Origin of the sequence: Herbaspirillum sp. RV1423 (assembly GCF_000577615.1) — a bacterium.
Classification (GTDB): Bacteria; Pseudomonadota; Gammaproteobacteria; order Burkholderiales; family Burkholderiaceae_D; genus Herbaspirillum.
Genome location: NZ_CBXX010000009.1, coordinates 138,264 through 154,488 on the forward strand (window position 1 = coordinate 138,264; position 16,225 = coordinate 154,488).

Annotated in this window: 13 protein-coding genes; all 13 read left to right on the top strand. The window is 62.5% G+C overall.

What is annotated here, in order from left to right; translation table 11 throughout:
* The first annotated feature begins 8 nt into the window (after window positions 1-8).
* The 13 genes from rsmH to ftsA all read left to right on the top strand — a co-directional run bounded on the left by rsmH (window position 9) and on the right by ftsA (window position 16,122).
* Window positions 9-971, top strand: a complete 963-nt coding sequence (gene rsmH / locus RV1423_RS11660) for a 16S rRNA (cytosine(1402)-N(4))-methyltransferase RsmH (protein WP_034296692.1) — start codon at window positions 9-11, stop codon at window positions 969-971.
* Window positions 968-1,240: a cell division protein FtsL gene (gene ftsL / locus RV1423_RS11665; protein WP_034296694.1), complete on the top strand. Its 273-nt coding sequence runs from the start codon at window positions 968-970 to the stop codon at window positions 1,238-1,240. The genes rsmH and ftsL overlap by 4 nt, the downstream gene beginning before the upstream one ends.
* Window positions 1,237-3,018: a penicillin-binding protein 2 gene (locus tag RV1423_RS11670; protein ID WP_034296696.1), complete on the top strand. Its 1,782-nt coding sequence runs from the start codon at window positions 1,237-1,239 to the stop codon at window positions 3,016-3,018. Before ftsL ends, RV1423_RS11670 begins: the two co-directional genes overlap by 4 nt.
* A complete protein-coding gene (locus tag RV1423_RS11675; protein ID WP_034296698.1) occupies window positions 3,018-4,562 on the top strand; it encodes a UDP-N-acetylmuramoyl-L-alanyl-D-glutamate--2,6-diaminopimelate ligase in 1,545 nt (514 codons plus the stop codon). The genes RV1423_RS11670 and RV1423_RS11675 overlap by 1 nt, the downstream gene beginning before the upstream one ends.
* Window positions 4,563-4,573: 11 nt before the next feature.
* Window positions 4,574-6,004: a UDP-N-acetylmuramoyl-tripeptide--D-alanyl-D-alanine ligase gene (gene murF / locus RV1423_RS11680; protein WP_034296747.1), complete on the top strand. Its 1,431-nt coding sequence runs from the start codon at window positions 4,574-4,576 to the stop codon at window positions 6,002-6,004.
* 1 nt (window position 6,005) lies between these two features.
* A complete protein-coding gene (mraY, locus tag RV1423_RS11685; protein WP_034296700.1) occupies window positions 6,006-7,175 on the top strand; it encodes a phospho-N-acetylmuramoyl-pentapeptide-transferase in 1,170 nt (389 codons plus the stop codon).
* 38 nt (window positions 7,176-7,213) lie between these two features.
* Window positions 7,214-9,226, top strand: coding sequence for a UDP-N-acetylmuramoyl-L-alanine--D-glutamate ligase (gene murD, locus RV1423_RS11690; RefSeq protein ID WP_034296702.1), 2,013 nt, complete (start codon window positions 7,214-7,216; stop codon window positions 9,224-9,226).
* Window positions 9,223-10,488, top strand: a complete 1,266-nt coding sequence (gene ftsW / locus RV1423_RS11695; protein ID WP_034296704.1) for a putative lipid II flippase FtsW — start codon at window positions 9,223-9,225, stop codon at window positions 10,486-10,488. Before murD ends, ftsW begins: the two co-directional genes overlap by 4 nt.
* A complete protein-coding gene (gene murG, locus RV1423_RS11700) occupies window positions 10,485-11,570 on the top strand; it encodes an undecaprenyldiphospho-muramoylpentapeptide beta-N-acetylglucosaminyltransferase (protein WP_034296705.1) in 1,086 nt (361 codons plus the stop codon). Before ftsW ends, murG begins: the two co-directional genes overlap by 4 nt.
* A gap of 106 nt (window positions 11,571-11,676) precedes the next feature.
* Window positions 11,677-13,086, top strand: a complete 1,410-nt coding sequence (gene murC, locus RV1423_RS11705; RefSeq protein ID WP_034296706.1) for a UDP-N-acetylmuramate--L-alanine ligase — start codon at window positions 11,677-11,679, stop codon at window positions 13,084-13,086.
* Window positions 13,083-14,096, top strand: a complete 1,014-nt coding sequence (locus RV1423_RS11710) for a D-alanine--D-alanine ligase (RefSeq protein WP_034296707.1) — start codon at window positions 13,083-13,085, stop codon at window positions 14,094-14,096. Before murC ends, RV1423_RS11710 begins: the two co-directional genes overlap by 4 nt.
* Before the next feature lie 9 nt (window positions 14,097-14,105).
* Window positions 14,106-14,879 (top strand): cell division protein FtsQ/DivIB, encoded by a 774-nt coding sequence (locus RV1423_RS11715; protein ID WP_034296708.1) that lies wholly within the window; start codon window positions 14,106-14,108, stop codon window positions 14,877-14,879.
* Between the two features lie 10 nt (window positions 14,880-14,889).
* A complete protein-coding gene (gene ftsA, locus RV1423_RS11720) occupies window positions 14,890-16,122 on the top strand; it encodes a cell division protein FtsA (RefSeq protein ID WP_007878109.1) in 1,233 nt (410 codons plus the stop codon).
* The last annotated feature ends 103 nt before the right edge of the window (window positions 16,123-16,225 follow it).

Here is a 16,225-nt window from a genome sequence, read left to right on the forward strand (position 1 = left end):
ACGGCGCGATGACTTTGCAATCGGTGCCCGATTTGCAGCACCGCACGGTGTTGTTGGATGAAGCGGTGGACGCTCTGGCGATAACAGGCGCGCGCGCCGACGGCGTCTATGTCGACGGCACCTTCGGTCGTGGCGGTCATAGCCGCAAGATCCTGGAACGCCTGGGCGCGCGCGGACGGCTGATCGCGTTCGACAAGGATCCGCTGGCGATCGCCACGGCGCAGACGATCGCGGATACGCGTTTCGCGATCGTGCATGACAGTTTCGCGACGCTGGATCAGGCGTTGGCGGCGCGCGGCGTGGCGCAGGTCGACGGCGTGCTGATGGATTTGGGTATTTCGTCGCCGCAGGTGGATGATGCGGCGCGCGGTTTCAGTTTTCGGTTCGATGGCCCGCTGGACATGCGCATGGACACCACGCGCGGCGTGTCGGCAGCGGAGTGGCTGGCAACGGCGGACGAACAGACGATAGCAAAGGTGATACGAGATTATGGGGAAGAACGGTTTGCTCTTCAGATTGCAAAGACGATTGTTGCTCGCCGGGCAGTCGAGCCAATTTCAACCACACGACAGCTTGCCGCGCTCGTGGCACAAGCCGTCAAAACCCGCGAGAAAGGCAAAGACCCGGCCACTCGTAGCTTTCAGGCTATACGGATTTTCATCAATCAAGAGCTTGAAGAACTCGAAATAGGACTGGAAAAAGCATTTCGGCAGATGGCGCAGCATGGGAGATTGGTTGTGATCAGCTTTCACTCGCTGGAAGATCGCATCGTCAAGCAGTTCATGGCGTCCAAAGCCCATGTGCCGCAGCCCGACCGCCGCCTGCCGATTCGTGCAGTCGACCTGCCGCAGCCCCTCGCAACATTGCATCCCCGCATCAAACCGAGCGACGCCGAAGTCGCCGCCAATCCGCGCGCACGCTCCGCCGTGATGCGTTCGCTTGAGCGTATTTCCGTTGAGGCCGCAGCATGATCGGCCGCATGAGTTTCGTGATCACCGTGGTGCTGGTGCTGTGCGCGCTGTCGCTGGTCAATGCGCAATACCAGGCGCGTCGCCTGTTCATCGAACTGGAGCGCGCGCAGTCGGCCGCGCGTCAGCTCGACATCGACTGGGCCCAACTGCAACTGGATCAGTCCACGCTGGGCAAGAATTCGCGCATCGAGGCGCTGGCGCGGCGCGACCTGAACATGGTGGCGCTCACCCCCGAGCGGACCCAATATCTGACGGTGGGGAATAAATGACGCGCATGCCGCCCCGCACAAACGTCGCCGGAGGGCGCGTCGCCGCCTCGCGCGGCGTTGCCTTTTCTGCCAGTCCGGTCTTGCAGGTCCAGATGCCGGCCTGGCGTTCGCGCGTGGTGCTGTTCGTATTGTTCATGGCCTTCCTGGCGCTGGCCGGCCGCGCCTTGTGGCTGCAAGGCGTGTCCACCGATTTCCTGCAAAAACAAGGCGCTTCGCGCTACGCGCGCACGCTCGAGTTGCCTGCCACGCGCGGCAAGATCACCGACCGCAACGGCCAGGTTCTGGCTTCGTCGGTGCCGGTCAAGGCGATCTGGGCGATTCCCGACGACGTCCAGGAAGCGCCTCCGGAGAAGCTGCGCGAGCTGGCCAAATTGCTCGGCATGAGCGATGCGGAATTGCGCAAGAAGCTCGATTCCGATCGCAATTTCGTTTACCTCAAGCGCCAGGTCGAGCAGGACACCGCCGACAAGATCGTCAAACTCGGCATTGCCGGCATCGAGACGCGCAAGGAATACAAGCGCTTCTACCCCGAAGGGGAAGTCATGGCCCACGTGGTGGGCTTCACCAACGTGGAAGACGCTGGCCAGGACGGCATGGAGCTCGGCTCGCAGAAGACGCTGGCCGGCGTCACCGGCAGCCGTCGCGTGATCAAGGACCGCCTCGGCCGCATCGTCGAAGACATCGAGGCCGTGCGCGAGCCGCACGACGGCAAGGACCTGACGCTGTCGATCGACAGCAAGATCCAGTACATCGCTTTCACGCAGTTGAAAGAAGCGGTCGAAAAGAACAAGGCCAAGGCCGGCGGCATCATCGTGGTCGACGTCCGCACCGGCGAGGTGCTGGCGCTGGCCAATCTGCCGACCTACAATCCCAACGACCGCTCCGTACTGACCGGCGCGCAGTTGCGCAACCGCGTGCTGACCGACACCTTCGAACCGGGCTCGACCCTGAAACCGTTCACTGTGGCGCTGGCGCTGGATACCCATCGCGTCACGCCGAGCACAGTGTTCCAGACTTCGCCCGGCAAATTGACCATCGGCACCGCCACCATTGGCGACTCGCACGCGCACGGACCGCTGACGGTAGCTCAGATCATCGAAAAGTCATCCAACATCGGCACCGCCAAGATCGCCCTGGAAATGCCGCCGCAGGAAATGTGGGAGATGTTTACCAGCGTCGGCCTCGGCCAGCAACCGAAGTTCGGTTTCCCGGGCGCGGTGGCCGGCCGTGTACGTCCTTACAAATCGTGGCGGCCTATTGAGCAAGCCACCATGAGTTACGGCCACGGCATTTCGGTATCGCTGATTCAGTTGGCGCATGCCTATACGATTTTTGCCCGCAACGGCGACCTGATTCCGCTGTCGTTCCAGAAGGTCAATGACATGCCGGTCGGGCATCGCGTGATTTCCGAAAACACCGCTTTGCAGATGCGCCGCATGCTGGAGACCGTGGTGGCGCCGGGAGGCACCGCGCCGCAGGCCCAGGTGCCGGGTTATCGGGTCGGTGGCAAGACCGGTACGGCGTACAAGATTGAGGGCGGCAAGTACGTGAAGAAATATGTGTCTTCCTTCGTCGGTATTGCGCCGATGTCCGATCCACGCCTGATCATTGCCGTGATGCTTGATGAACCCAGCGCCGGCAGCCACTTCGGCGGCACCGTCGCCGGTCCGGTTTTTGCCAACGTGACGGCCAATGCCTTGCGCGCGCTTAACGTTGCGCCGGATTCCAGCGTGACCAACATCATCATTCCCAAAGACGCCATAGAGGAGAGCATGTAATGCCTGCGACCATGCTTTCGGCGCAAAAGATCGTCACCTGGCTGCGGGGTGTTGTTGCCGCCGACGCCAATCTGACGGCGGATTCGCGCCGCGTGCAGGCTGGCGATGTGTTCTTCGCCTATCCCGGCGACAGCGCCGACGGCCGTCGTTACATCGGCGACGCCATCGAGCGCGGCGCTGGCGCGGTGGTCTATGAAAAGGCCGGCTTTGCCTGGGACGACAAGGAAAATGTGCCGCATTTCAGCGCCGCCGGCCTGAAGCATTTGGCCGGTTTTGTCGCCAACGCCTATTACAAGCAGCCGGACAAGGACATGTTCACGGTCGCCGTGACCGGCACCAACGGCAAGACTTCGTGCTCTTACTGGCTGGGCATGGCGCTGTCGCGCCTGCAAAGCTCGGCGGCGCCGACCACACCGGTCGCCGTGGTCGGCACGCTCGGCGTCGGCACGTTCCAGAATGGCAAGCCGCATGCTTTCGATGTCACCGGCTACACCACGCCGGATGCGGTGCTGTTGCAACGCAATCTGTCCGACTTGCGCGCCGCGCGCGCGTCGGTGCTGGCGATCGAAGCATCGTCCATCGGCCTCGACCAGGGGCGCATGAACGGCTTGCACGTCGATGTGGCGCTGTTCACCAATTTCACGCGCGACCATCTCGATTATCACGGCGACATGATCGCTTACGAAGCCGCCAAGATTCAGTTGTTCGATTCGCCCGGCCTGCAGTATGCCGTCATCAATCTGGACGACCCGATGGGGCAGCGCCTGATTCCCTATGTGCAAGCCAAGAATATTCCGGTTATCGGCTATTCGCTCGGCACAGCGGGTAATGTCGCCTTCGCCGATGTGTCCGTGTTGCGCGCTTCGGCGATCCGCAGCACCAATGCTGGCACCAGCTTTCACATTGATGCGCCGTTCGGTTCGGGCCAGGTCAAGACGCAACTGGTCGGACAATTCAACGTCAGCAACGCCTTGGGTGTACTCGGCGTGCTGCTGGCCAAGGGTATCGGCTGGGATGCGGCGCTGGCCGCCATCGCTGCGCTGACTGCGGTGCCGGGACGCATGCAGCAATTCGGCGGCCAGGAAGCGCCGCTGATCGTGATCGATTATGCGCACACGCCGGACGCATTGGAAAAGACGCTGAGCGCGTTGCGCCAGGTCGCCGAGCAGCGCGGCGGCGAGTTGTGGTGCGTGTTCGGGTGCGGCGGCGACCGCGATCCCGGCAAACGTCCGCAGATGGGCGCCGTCTCGGAACTGGCCGATCATGTGGTCCTGACCAGCGACAATCCGCGCAGCGAAGATCCGTCCGTCATCATTTCCCACATCAAGAGCGGCATGGCGCGCATCGTGCCACACGTGCTGGAAGATCGCGCGACGGCGATCCTGTGGGCGGTGCGCCATGCGGTCAAGCAGGACGTCGTGCTGCTGGCCGGCAAGGGACATGAAACCTACCAGGAAATCGCCGGCAAAAAAAATCCCTTCCTCGACGCCGACCATGTTGCGCTGGCCTTGGCTGCGCGCGCCACAATGATGGGAGGCGCCTGATGGACAACCTCATGCAGGCGACGCTTGAACAATTGCAGCAATGGCTGGACGGTGCGTCCGTGTATAACGCGCACGGCGAACTGACCGTGCGCGGCGTCGCCACCGACAGTCGCGCCGTCGCCGCCGGCAGCCTGTTCGTCGCTTTGCGCGGCGAGCGTTTCGACGCGCATGATTTCCTCGACGCCGTGGCGGCGCAAGGCGCAGCGGCCGTGGTGGTGGAACGGGTTCCGGCCGGACTGACGATTCCGGCCATTGTCGTGCCCGATACGCGCGTAGCGTTGGGGCAGATTGCGCGTCACTGGCGTCAGCAATTCAAGGTGCCGGTGATTGCCGTCACCGGCAGCAACGGCAAGACCACGGTCAAGGAAATGATCGCCTCCATCCTGTCGGCCGCTTTCGGCGAAGACGGCCGCCTGGCCACGCGCGGCAATTTCAACAATGAAATCGGCGTGCCGCTGACGCTGTTCCGCCTGCGGCCGCAACATCAGGCGGCGGTGGTCGAACTGGGTATGAATCATCCCGGCGAAATCGCCGTGCTGGCCGACATCGCCCGTCCGACGCTGGCGCTGGTCAACAATGCACAGCGCGAACATCAGGAATTCATGGCCACCGTGGAAGCCGTGGCGCGCGAGAACGGCGCCGTCTTTGCTGCTTTGCCGGCCGACGGGGTTGCGGTGTTCCCGGCGGAAGACGACTACGCCTGGGTCTGGCGCGAGATCGCCGGCGCGCGTCCTGCGATCAGTTTCGGACTCGGCAAAGAGGCCGATGTCAGTGCGACGTACCAGGCGCAGCAGTTCGGCAGCGTCATCGACGTGATCGCGCGCATCGGCGGCGCGGTGCGACAGTTCCAGGTCAGGCTGGCCGCCGTCGGCGAGCATAATGTACGCAACGCCCTGGCAGCCGCGGCATGCGCGCTGGGTGCCGGCATTGAGGTCAGCGCCGTGGTGTGCGGCCTGGAAGCATTTGCGCCGGTCAACGGCCGCCTGCAACGCAAGTCCGCGGTGAGCGGCGCGCTGGTGATCGACGACACCTACAACGCCAATCCGGATTCGGTGCGCGCCGCCATCGACGTGCTGGCGCAGGCCGCCGCGCCGCGCGTGCTGGTGCTGGGCGACATGGGGGAAGTCGGCAACGAAGGCATCAGGTTCCACGAAGAAATCGGTGCCTATGCGCGTCAGCGCGGCATCGAGCATTTTTTGGGGTTCGGCGATGCCATGCGCGACGCCGTCAACGCATACAACATATATAGCGCCGCACCGGAAGCAGCGTTCCCGGCTCGGCATTTCGACACCATAGCCGCGATCGGCGCGGCGGCTCAAGAGGCTGCGACGGCGACGGCGACGGTATTGGTAAAAGGTTCGCGTTTCATGAAGATGGAGCGCGTTGTGCAGCATTTGGTCGGGGCGCAGTCCACCGCGCCACTTCACCAGGAGAATCATTAACATGCTGCTTTGGCTGGCTCAGAATTTTCAGCAGGATTTCAGTTTCCTGCGCGTGTTCAACTTCATCACCTTCCGCGCCGTGTTTGCGACGTTGACGGCGCTGTTGATCGGTCTCGTCGCCGGTCCGGCGGTCATTCGCATGCTGACCTTGCTCAAGGTCGGCCAGGCGGTGCGCACCGACGGTCCGCAGACGCATCTGGTCAAGTCGGGTACGCCCACCATGGGCGGCGTGCTGATCCTGATCGGCATCGGCATCGCGACCTTGCTGTGGGCCGATCTCAGCAACCGTTTCGTCTGGATCGTGCTGATCGTCACGCTCGGTTTCGGCACCATCGGCTGGGTCGACGATTACCGCAAGGTGGTCTACAAGGATCCGAACGGCATGCGTTCGCGCGAAAAGTATTTATGGCAATCGCTGATCGGGCTGGTGGCGGCGTTTTATCTGGCGTTTTCCGTGTCCGAAGTCAGCAACATGAAGGTGCTGGACCTGTTCTTCGCCTGGGTGCAGTCCGGCTTCAATCTCGACTTGTCGCCCAAGGCCGACCTGATCGTGCCGTTCTTCAAGACCGTCAGCTATCCGCTGGGCGTGTGGGGTTTCATCGCGCTGACCTATTTCGTCATCGTCGGCACCAGCAATGCGGTCAACCTGACCGACGGCCTGGACGGCCTGGCGATCATGCCGACCGTGCTGGTGGGCGGCGCCCTCGGTTTGTTCGCTTACCTGACCGGCAGCGCCAACTATGCCAAGTATCTGTTGATTCCGCATATCCCGGGCGCCGGCGAATTGTTGATCTTTTGCGGTGCCATGGCCGGCGCGGGCCTGGCCTTCCTTTGGTACAACGCCTACCCGGCCCAGGTGTTCATGGGCGACGTCGGCGCGCTGGCGCTGGGCGGCGCGCTCGGCACCATCGCCGTGATCGTGCGCCAGGAAATCGTGTTGTTCATCATGGGCGGCATTTTCGTGGTGGAAACCTTGTCGGTGATGATCCAGGTGGCGTACTTCAAGTTTACGAAGAAGCGCTATGGCGTCGGCAAACGGATTCTACTGATGGCGCCTCTGCACCATCACTATGAGCAAAAAGGCTGGAAAGAAACACAAGTCGTGGTGCGCTTCTGGATCATCACGATGATGTTGGTGCTGTTCGGTCTGTCGACGCTGAAGTTGCGTTGAACGGACTCGCTTATCAAGAAAGACTCAGGTAACACAGAATGAATTACGTCGATAAACACGCTCTGGTACTCGGACTCGGTGAATCCGGTCTGGCGATGGCGCGGTGGCTGGTCCACTGCGGCGCGCGCGTGCGTGTGGCCGATACTCGCGACCAGCAAGCCGTGGCCGAACGCCTGGAGGCCTTGCGTGCAGCGTCGGCGGACAGCGAATTCGTCGGCGGCAAGGCCTTGTCTGTCGAGCTGCTGGACGACATCGATTTCATCGCCGTCAGTCCGGGTCTGGCGCCGGAGCGCGATCTTGCCGTGCTGTCCGACGCAGCGGCGGACAAGAATATTCCGCTGTGGGGCGAAATGGAGTTGTTCGCACAAGCCTTGGCGACATTGCGCGGAGAGCGCTCCTATGCGCCGAAAGTGCTGGCGATCACCGGCACCAACGGCAAGACCACGGTCACCAGCCTGACCGGCATGCTGTGCCGCCGTGCCGGCCTGACCACCAAGGTTGCCGGCAACATCAGCCCGGCGGTGCTGGATGTGCTGCGCGAAGCGCTGATCGAAGACGAAGCGCACGCAAAGCTGGTTGCCGAGCAATTGCGCATCGAACAGGAAGCCGCCGCACTGCAGGCCGAAGCGGAAGCTGCCGAGGCGGCTGAAGCGGCCGCCAATGCCGCAGCCGAGGCCGCGCCGGCGCAACTGGAATTGAGCGAGCAAATTCAGCCGGTCGAATCGGCTGAGCCGCAAGTCGAGATTGCGGAAGAAGGCGCGGACAAGCTGGACGCGTTCGAAGAACCGGCGCTTCCCGCAGCGCAGGCTGCGGTGATCCGGTCCGACGATGTCCTGACGGTGGAGGCGTCCGTCGCGCCGGACGAGAAAGAGCCGGCCGAAGCGATTGCCGCCGATGCTGAGCCACACGCATCGGAAGAGCTCATATCGGAAGAGCCGGCGCCTGCCGACGACGCTGATGCTATAGCCACGGAAACGGCGGACGATGACGATCACGCGCCGCTGCAACTGGAATTGCCGCCGCCGGAACCGGAAAAGGTTTATACGGGCATCCTGCCGCAGGCCTGGGTGCTTGAGCTGTCGAGCTTCCAGTTGCACGCGACCTGCAGTCTGCAGGCCGATGCCGCGACGGTGCTCAATGTGACGCAGGATCATCTGGATTGGCACGGCAGCATGGAAGCCTATGCTGCCGACAAGGCCAGAATTTTCGGCCACGACACCGTGCGCATACTGAATCGCGACGATCCGCTGGTCATGCAGATGGCCAAGCCGGGCGTTGCCCTGTCCAGTTTCGGCATGGACGAACCGGACAGGGCCGGCAACTTCGGTCTGGTGAACGAAAACGGCATGTTATGGCTGGCCAACGCCGTGGCCATCGAGGATGAAGAAAAACCGGAAGGCCGCCGCCGCAAGAAGGATCCGAAAGAAGCAGTCGAGCAGCCGTTCCTGCTCAAGCGCCTGATGCCTGTCGACGCGCTCAGGATTCGCGGTTTGCATAATGCGCTCAATGCACTGGCCGCGCTGGCGTTGTGCCGCGCCGTCGACCTGCCGCTGGCGCCGTTGCTGCACGGCTTGCGCGAATATGCGGGCGAGCCGCATCGCGTCGAACTGGTGACGACCATCCAAGGGGTTGAATACTACGACGACAGCAAGGGCACCAACGTCGGCGCCACTGTTGCGGCCCTAAACGGTCTCGGCCACGGCGGCAAGCCGAACCGTCTGCTGCTGATTGCCGGCGGCGACGGCAAGGGCCAGGATTTCTCGCCGTTGGCGGAACCGCTGTCGAAATACGGACGCGCTGTGTTCCTGATCGGCCGCGATGCCAGTGCAATCCGTAGCGCAATCGGCGACACGGGCATTGAATTGATCGACTGCGTCACGCTGGAAGAGGCCGTCGAAAAAGCCGGCGCCATGGCGCAAGGCGGCGACGCCGTATTGCTGTCGCCGGCCTGCGCCAGCCTGGACATGTTCCGCAACTATGCGCATCGCGCCGAAGTGTTCGTCGACGCCGTGCGCGAGCTGGCATTGTCGCGTGGCGAGGTAATGCCATGAAACTGACCCTGCCATCGATCACCGGCTGGTTCGGCTCCAGGGATGAACCCGGCACGCGCGGCAGCACACGCGAAAGCGCGCGCGGGGGAAGCCTCAAGGGTATCAGCGGCATCGAGCAGCGTTCGCGCATGATGGAGTACGACCAGCCGCTGGTGTGGGTGGTGCTGCTGCTGATGCTGTTCGGCATGGTGATGGTGTATTCGGCATCGATCGCCTTGCCCGATTCGCCGAAGTACGCCAATTACAAGACTTCGCATTTCCTGATCCGCCAGGCCATGTTCATCGGCGTATCGCTGGTGGTCGGCCTGATGGTGTTCCGCATCAGGATCGAGACCTGGCAGAAGTGGGCGCCGTACCTGTTCGTCGGCACGCTGATCCTGCTGGCACTGGTGCTGATTCCCGGCATCGGCAAAGGCGTCAATGGCGCCAAGCGCTGGCTGTCGTTCAAGGTATTCAACCTGCAGCCGTCCGAGTTGATGAAGCTGTTCATCGTGCTGTACGCCGCTGATTACACCGTGCGCAAGCAAGAAGTGATGCACAAGCTGACCAAGGGCTTCATGCCGATGACGCTGGCGGTTGGCGTGGTCGGTCTGTTGCTGTTGCTGGAGCCCGACCTCGGCGCGTTCGGCGTGATCGTCTGCATCGCCATGGGCATCCTGTTCCTGGGCGGCATCAACGGGATCTGGTTCGGCGGCATCGGCGCCACGCTGGTCGGGATATTTTCGCTGGTGATTGTTCTATCGCCATGGCGGCGCGAGCGGATTTTCGCCTACATGAATCCATGGGTGGAAGAAAACGCGCTGGGCAAGGCCTATCAATTGTCGCACTCGCTGATTGCCTTCGGGCGCGGCGAGCTGTTCGGCGTCGGTCTCGGCGGCAGCGTCGAAAAGCTGCATTATCTGCCGGAAGCGCACACCGACTTCCTGCTGGCGGTGATCGGCGAAGAGCTTGGATTTGCCGGCGTGCTGGTGGTGGTCCTGCTGTTTTACTGGCTGGTCAAGCATGCCTTTGAAATCGGCCGTCAGGCGATTGCGCTGGACCTGACCTTCGCCGGCCTGGTCGCCAAGGGTATCGGCATCTGGATCGGCGTGCAGGCCTTCATCAATATGGGCGTGAACCTCGGCTTGCTGCCGACCAAAGGATTGACTTTGCCGCTGATGAGTTACGGCGGTTCTGGCGTGCTGCTCAACTGCGTCGGCCTGGCGATTCTGCTGCGCATCGATTATGAAAACCGTGTGCTGATGCGCGGAGGCCGCTTATGAGTGCGACGAGCAAGCGGCTTCTGATCATGGCGGCAGGCACCGGCGGGCATATTTTCCCGGGATTGGCGATTGCCGACACCATGCGCGCGCGCGGCTGGCAGGTTTCCTGGCTGGGCACGACGCACGGCATGGAGCGCGATCTGGTGCCCAGGCATGGCATCGAGATGGACACCATCGCCTTCGCCGGATTGCGCGGCAAAGGCCTGGCGCATACGGTCAAGGGTGTGTGGCGCATGGTCGCCAGCTTCGGCGCCTGCTTCCGCATCCTCGGCCGGCGCCGTCCGGACGTGGTGCTGGGCATGGGCGGTTACGTGACGGTGCCGGGCGGCGCGATGGCGCGCTTGCGCGGCGTGCCGCTGGCGCTGGTGAATGCCGATGCGGCCTTGCTGTTGTCGAACAAGACCCTGGTGCCGCTGGCGGACACGGTGCTGTTCGGTTTTCCGGCCGATTTCGGCAAGGCGGCCGGCAAGGCGGAAGTCACCGGCAATCCGGTCCGCAAGGAAATCATCGCGCTGGGCGAACCGGCGCCGCGTTATGCGCAGCACAGCGGTCCGCTGCGCATCCTGGTGGTCGGCGGCAGTCTGGGCGCCAAAGTATTGAATGAATGCGTGCCGGCCGCGCTGGCGAGATTGCCGGCGGACCGGCGGCCGCTGGTCACGCATCAGTCCGGCAAGCAACATGTGGATGCACTGCGTGCGGCGTACGCGCAGGCCGGCGTCGAGGCGGAAGTGGTGGATTTCATCGACGACATGCCACGCCGCTATGCGGAAGCGGATCTGGTGATTTGCCGTGCCGGCGCCATCACGGTGTCGGAACTGACGGCGGCGGGCGTGGCCAGCGTGCTGGTGCCGCTGGTCGCATCGACGACTTCGCATCAGCGCGACAACGCAAAGTGGATGGCGCAAAGCAATGCCGCGGTGCATCTGCCGCAGACCGAGCTGACGCCGGACAGCTTGGCGGCATTGCTGCAAAAGCTGGATCGGCCTGTCTGCCGGAAGCTGGCGCAGGCGGCGTATGAACAAGGCAGGCGCAACGCCAATGAGGCGATTGCGCAGGTGCTGGAAAGATTGGTAAAGCAATGAAACATCGGGTTAAAAATATTCACTTCGTCGGCATTGGCGGCAAGCCGCGCGGTCGCGCGGCGTTTCTTAACCTGGGGCGTAGCCGGTCCGCCGGCGAGTAAAGAACATGAAACATAGAGTCAAAAATATCCATTTCGTAGGCATCGGCGGATCCGGCATGAGTGGTATTGCCGAGGTGATGCTCAATCTGGGCTACGGCGTGTCCGGCTCGGACCTGGGCAGCAATACCGCCACGCAACGCCTGGCGCAGTTGGGCGCGCGCATCCTCTACGGCCACGCGGCGGAAAACATCGAGAATGCCGACGCCATCGTCACGTCGACCGCCGTCAAGGGCGACAATCCGGAAGTACTGGCGGCGCGCAAGAGGCATATTCCCATTGTGCCGCGCGCGGTGATGCTGGGCGAACTGATGCGCCTGAAGCAGGGCATCGCGATCGCCGGGACGCACGGCAAGACGACGACAACCAGCCTGGTCGCCAGCGTACTGGCGCAAGGCGGACTCGATCCGACCTTCGTGATCGGCGGCCGCCTGACCAGCGCCGGCGCCAACGCCAAACTGGGTTCGGGCGATTTCATCGTGGCCGAGGCGGACGAATCGGATGCGTCTTTCCTGAACCTGACGCCGGTGATCGAAGTCATCACGAACATCGATGCCGATCACATGGAAACCTACAATCACGATTTCGCCAAGCTCAAGCAAGCCTTCGTGGAGTTCACGCAGCGCTTGCCGTTCTACGGTGTCGCCGTACTGTGCCTGGACGATCCGCACGTGCGCGAGATCATGCCGATGATCTCCAAGCCGATCCTGACTTACGGTTTCCATGCGGACGCGAACATCCGCGCGATCGACGCCAAAGCGGTCGACGGCAAGATGGAGTTCACGGCGATCCAGGACGGTTATCCGCCGATGCCGGTCAGCCTGAACCAGCCCGGCATGCACAATGTGCAGAACGCCTGTGCCGCGATTGCGATCGCGCGCGAACTGGACGTGGCCGATGCGGATACGCAAAAAGCCCTGACCGAGTTCAACGGCGTCGGTCGCCGCTTCACGCGCTACGGCGACGTGTCGCTGCATGACGCCGCCGGCAAGCCGGCCGGCTCGTTTACGCTGGTCGACGATTACGGCCATCACCCGGTCGAGACTGCGGCTACCATTGCGGCCGCGCGTGGAGCGTACCCGGGGCGCCGCCTGGTGTTGGCGTTCCAGCCGCATCGCTACACGCGCACGCGCGACCTGTTCGAAGATTTCGTCAAGGTGCTGTCGACGCCGGACGTGCTGGTGCTGGCCGAAGTGTATGCCGCCGGCGAGCAGCCGATTGTCGCCGCGGACGGCCGCGCCCTGGCGCATGCATTGCGCGTGGCAGGCAAAGTGGAGCCGGTATTTGTCGAAGACATCGCCGACATGCCGGCAACGATTCTCAACGTGGTGCGCGACGGCGATGTCGTGATGACCATGGGAGCCGGATCGATCAGCGGCGTTCCCGCCAAGTTGGCGGTGCAAGGACAGGGGGCATGATGACGCAGGCGAATCAATTCGGCAAAGTCGGCGTGCTGTTCGGCGGTCGTTCCGCTGAGCGTGAAGTGTCGCTCATGTCCGGCGCCGGCGTGCTCAAGGCATTGCGCAGCAAGGGCGTCGATGCCCATCCTTTCGATCCGGCCGAGCGCAGCCTGGCGGAATTGGCGGCGGAAAAATTCGACCGCGTTTTCATCGCGCTGCACGGCCGCTACGGCGAGGACGGCACGCTGCAAGGCGCGCTGGAACAGCTCGGTATTCCCTATACCGGTCCGGGCGTGATGGCGTCGGCGATTGCGATGGACAAGGTCATGACCAAGCGCATCTGGCTTGGCCTCGACCTGCCGACACCGCGCTTCGCGGTGCTCGACAGCGCTGCGATGCCGCGTGAAGCGTTGCGTCAGGTGCCCGACGTGCTCGGTTTGCCGCTGATGCTGAAGGCGCCGCATGAAGGCTCGACCATCGGTATTGCCAAGGTGGCCGGCTATTCCGATATGCAGGATGCTTTCAAGCTGTGTGCAAAATACGATGAGGTGGTGCTGGCCGAGGAATTCGTCACCGGCCGCGAACTAACCGTACCGGTGTTGGGCAAGGGACGCGACGCAAGGGCTTATCCGGTCATCGAGATCCGCGCACCGGAAGGAAATTACGATTATCAGCACAAGTATTTCACCGACGACACCAAGTATCTGTGTCCGGCGCCGATCGACGAGGCATTGACGCAACGCGTTCAGGAGCTGGCGGTCAAGGCATACAACGCGCTGGGTTGCCGCGGTTGGTCGCGGGTGGATTTCATGCTGCGGGCATCGGACAACGAGCCGTTCCTGCTCGAGATCAATACCTCGCCGGGCATGACCGGGCACTCGCTGGTGCCGATGTCGGCCAAGCAGGCAGGCATGAGCTACGAGGATTTGTGCTGCGAGATATTGAAGCTGGCGGCGCTCGACCTGAAACCGTCGAAGGACTGGAAGCCGCATTCCTCGACAGATGCCGACGTGTCGGAAGAAGGGTAAGACGCGACCATGTGGCAAGACGTCAAAATGCTCAACGCAATCACCAACGCCCTGCTGGCGCTGGTGCTGCTGGCATTGTTGGCGTCCGGCCTGTGGTGGCTGGCGCAGCGGCCGATGTTTACGCTCAAGACGATCCGCGTCGAAGGTGTGGCGGAGTCGTCGTTGCGGCGCGTGAATGCGTTGACCATACGCGCCAGCGCGGTGCCGCGCATCAAGGGTAACTTTTTCACGGCCGACCTCGACGCGGTGCGTTCCGCATTCGAATCGGTGCCTTGGGTGCGCAAGGCCATGGTGCGCCGCGAATGGCCGAACAAGCTGATCGTGAGCATCGAGGAGCATCGCGCGCTCGGCACCTGGGGCGACGAGGGGCGCTTGTTGTCGGTCAAGGGCGATGTGTTCACCGCCAACCTGGCGGAAGCGGAAGACGACGGCGACTTGCTGGAGTTCGACGGGCCGGACGGCAGCGAGAAGGAAGTGGTGGCGCGCTTCGACCAATTTCGCGACTGGCTGGCGCCGATCAAGGTGGTGCCCGAAGCGGTGGCTTTATCGAATCGTTATGCTTGGACCGTCAAGCTGGACAACGGCATTACCGTTGAGCTGGGCCGCGCCGAAAGCGATGCCACGCTGAAAGAAAGGATTGGCAGGCTGGTCTCCGTCTATCCGCAGTTGATGGAGCGCCTGCAGGGGAAGAAAATTGAAAATGTCGACATGCGCTATCCGAACGGTCTGGCGCTGAAGGCGGACGGATTGGTACTGGCTGCATTGAACGGAAAGAAAAAATAAGCGGAACGATATGACAAAAGACGCAAAAAATCTGATTGTCGGTCTCGACATCGGCACCTCCAAGGTGGTCGCCGTCGTGGCGGAAGTCCTGCAGGACGGACGCCATGAAGTGATCGGCCTGGGCCAGTCCGAATCCAAGGGGTTGAAGAAGGGCGTGGTGGTCAACATCGAAGCCACGGTCGAGTCGATCCAGCGGGCGCTGGAAGAGGCCGAGCTGATGGCCGATTGCAAGATCCGCAATGTTTACACCGGCATCGCGGGCAGCCATATCCGCAGCTTCAATTCGAGCGGCATGGTGGCGATCAAGGACAAGGAAGTCAGCGCTGCCGACGTCTCGCGCGTTATCGAAACCGCCAAGGCCGTCAACATCCCGACTGACCAGCAATTGCTGCATACCGTGCCGCAGGAATTTATCGTCGACAACCAGGAAGATGTGCGTGAACCAATCGGCATGAGCGGCATCCGACTCGAAGTGAAGGTGCACATCGTGACCGGCGCCGTGTCGGCGGTGCAGAACATCGTGAAGTGTGTGCGCCGCTGCGGCCTGGAAGTGTCGGACCTGATCCTGCAGCCGATGGCTTCGGCCGATTCCGTGCTCACGCCGGATGAGCGCGAACTGGGCGTGGTGCTGGTCGATATCGGCGGCGGCACCACTGACGTGGCGGTGTTCACCGAAGGCGCAATTCGCCACACCGCAGTGATCCCGATCGCCGGCGACCAGATCACCAACGACATCGCGATGGCCTTGCGCACGCCGACGCTGGAAGCCGAAGAAATCAAGCTGCGCTACGGCGTGGCCAAGCAGATCCTGGCGGATCCGACCGAGACGCTGGAAGTGCCCGGACTGGGCGACCGCAATCCGCGCACCCTGTCGCGCCAGGCGCTGGCGGCGGTGATCGAGCCGCGCGTGGAAGAGTTGTTTGCATTGGTGCATCAGGTGGTGCGCGAGTCGGGTTACGAAGAGGTGCTGTCGTCAGGCATCGTCCTCACCGGCGGTTCCGCGATGATGCCGGGAATGATTGAGCTGGCAGAGGACATTTTCCTCAAGCCGGCCCGCCTGGGGACGCCGGAGTACAGCGGCCAGTTGGCCGACGTGGTGCGCAGTCCACGCTATTCGACGGTATTGGGGTTGTTGTTGGAAGCGAAAAAGCAATATCTGCGCGGTTACATCGTGACCCGGCAGGAAGGTTCGGTAAAGGCAATCTGGCAGCGTATGAAGGAATGGTTCTTGGGTAATTTTTAAACGGTCGCTTAATTTGTAAATTCGTTATTTTTGTTTATTGGATCAGCAACACGCAGTTCTCAGTTGCTAGTCGTCACACCGCGTGATGCCTATCAACTGCTAG

Coding starts and splice junctions, on each gene's coding strand:
- ftsW (WP_034296704.1), top strand. CDS start 9,223: ATGAAACTGACCCTGCCATCGATCACCGGCTGGTTCGGCTCCAGGGAT.
- murC (WP_034296706.1), top strand. CDS start 11,677: ATGAAACATAGAGTCAAAAATATCCATTTCGTAGGCATCGGCGGATCC.
- ftsL (WP_034296694.1), top strand. CDS start 968: ATGATCGGCCGCATGAGTTTCGTGATCACCGTGGTGCTGGTGCTGTGC.
- mraY (WP_034296700.1), top strand. CDS start 6,006: ATGCTGCTTTGGCTGGCTCAGAATTTTCAGCAGGATTTCAGTTTCCTG.
- RV1423_RS11675 (WP_034296698.1), top strand. CDS start 3,018: ATGCCTGCGACCATGCTTTCGGCGCAAAAGATCGTCACCTGGCTGCGG.
- murG (WP_034296705.1), top strand. CDS start 10,485: ATGAGTGCGACGAGCAAGCGGCTTCTGATCATGGCGGCAGGCACCGGC.
- RV1423_RS11710 (WP_034296707.1), top strand. CDS start 13,083: ATGATGACGCAGGCGAATCAATTCGGCAAAGTCGGCGTGCTGTTCGGC.
- RV1423_RS11715 (WP_034296708.1), top strand. CDS start 14,106: ATGTGGCAAGACGTCAAAATGCTCAACGCAATCACCAACGCCCTGCTG.
- ftsA (WP_007878109.1), top strand. CDS start 14,890: ATGACAAAAGACGCAAAAAATCTGATTGTCGGTCTCGACATCGGCACC.
- murD (WP_034296702.1), top strand. CDS start 7,214: ATGAATTACGTCGATAAACACGCTCTGGTACTCGGACTCGGTGAATCC.
- rsmH (WP_034296692.1), top strand. CDS start 9: ATGACTTTGCAATCGGTGCCCGATTTGCAGCACCGCACGGTGTTGTTG.
- murF (WP_034296747.1), top strand. CDS start 4,574: ATGCAGGCGACGCTTGAACAATTGCAGCAATGGCTGGACGGTGCGTCC.
- RV1423_RS11670 (WP_034296696.1), top strand. CDS start 1,237: ATGACGCGCATGCCGCCCCGCACAAACGTCGCCGGAGGGCGCGTCGCC.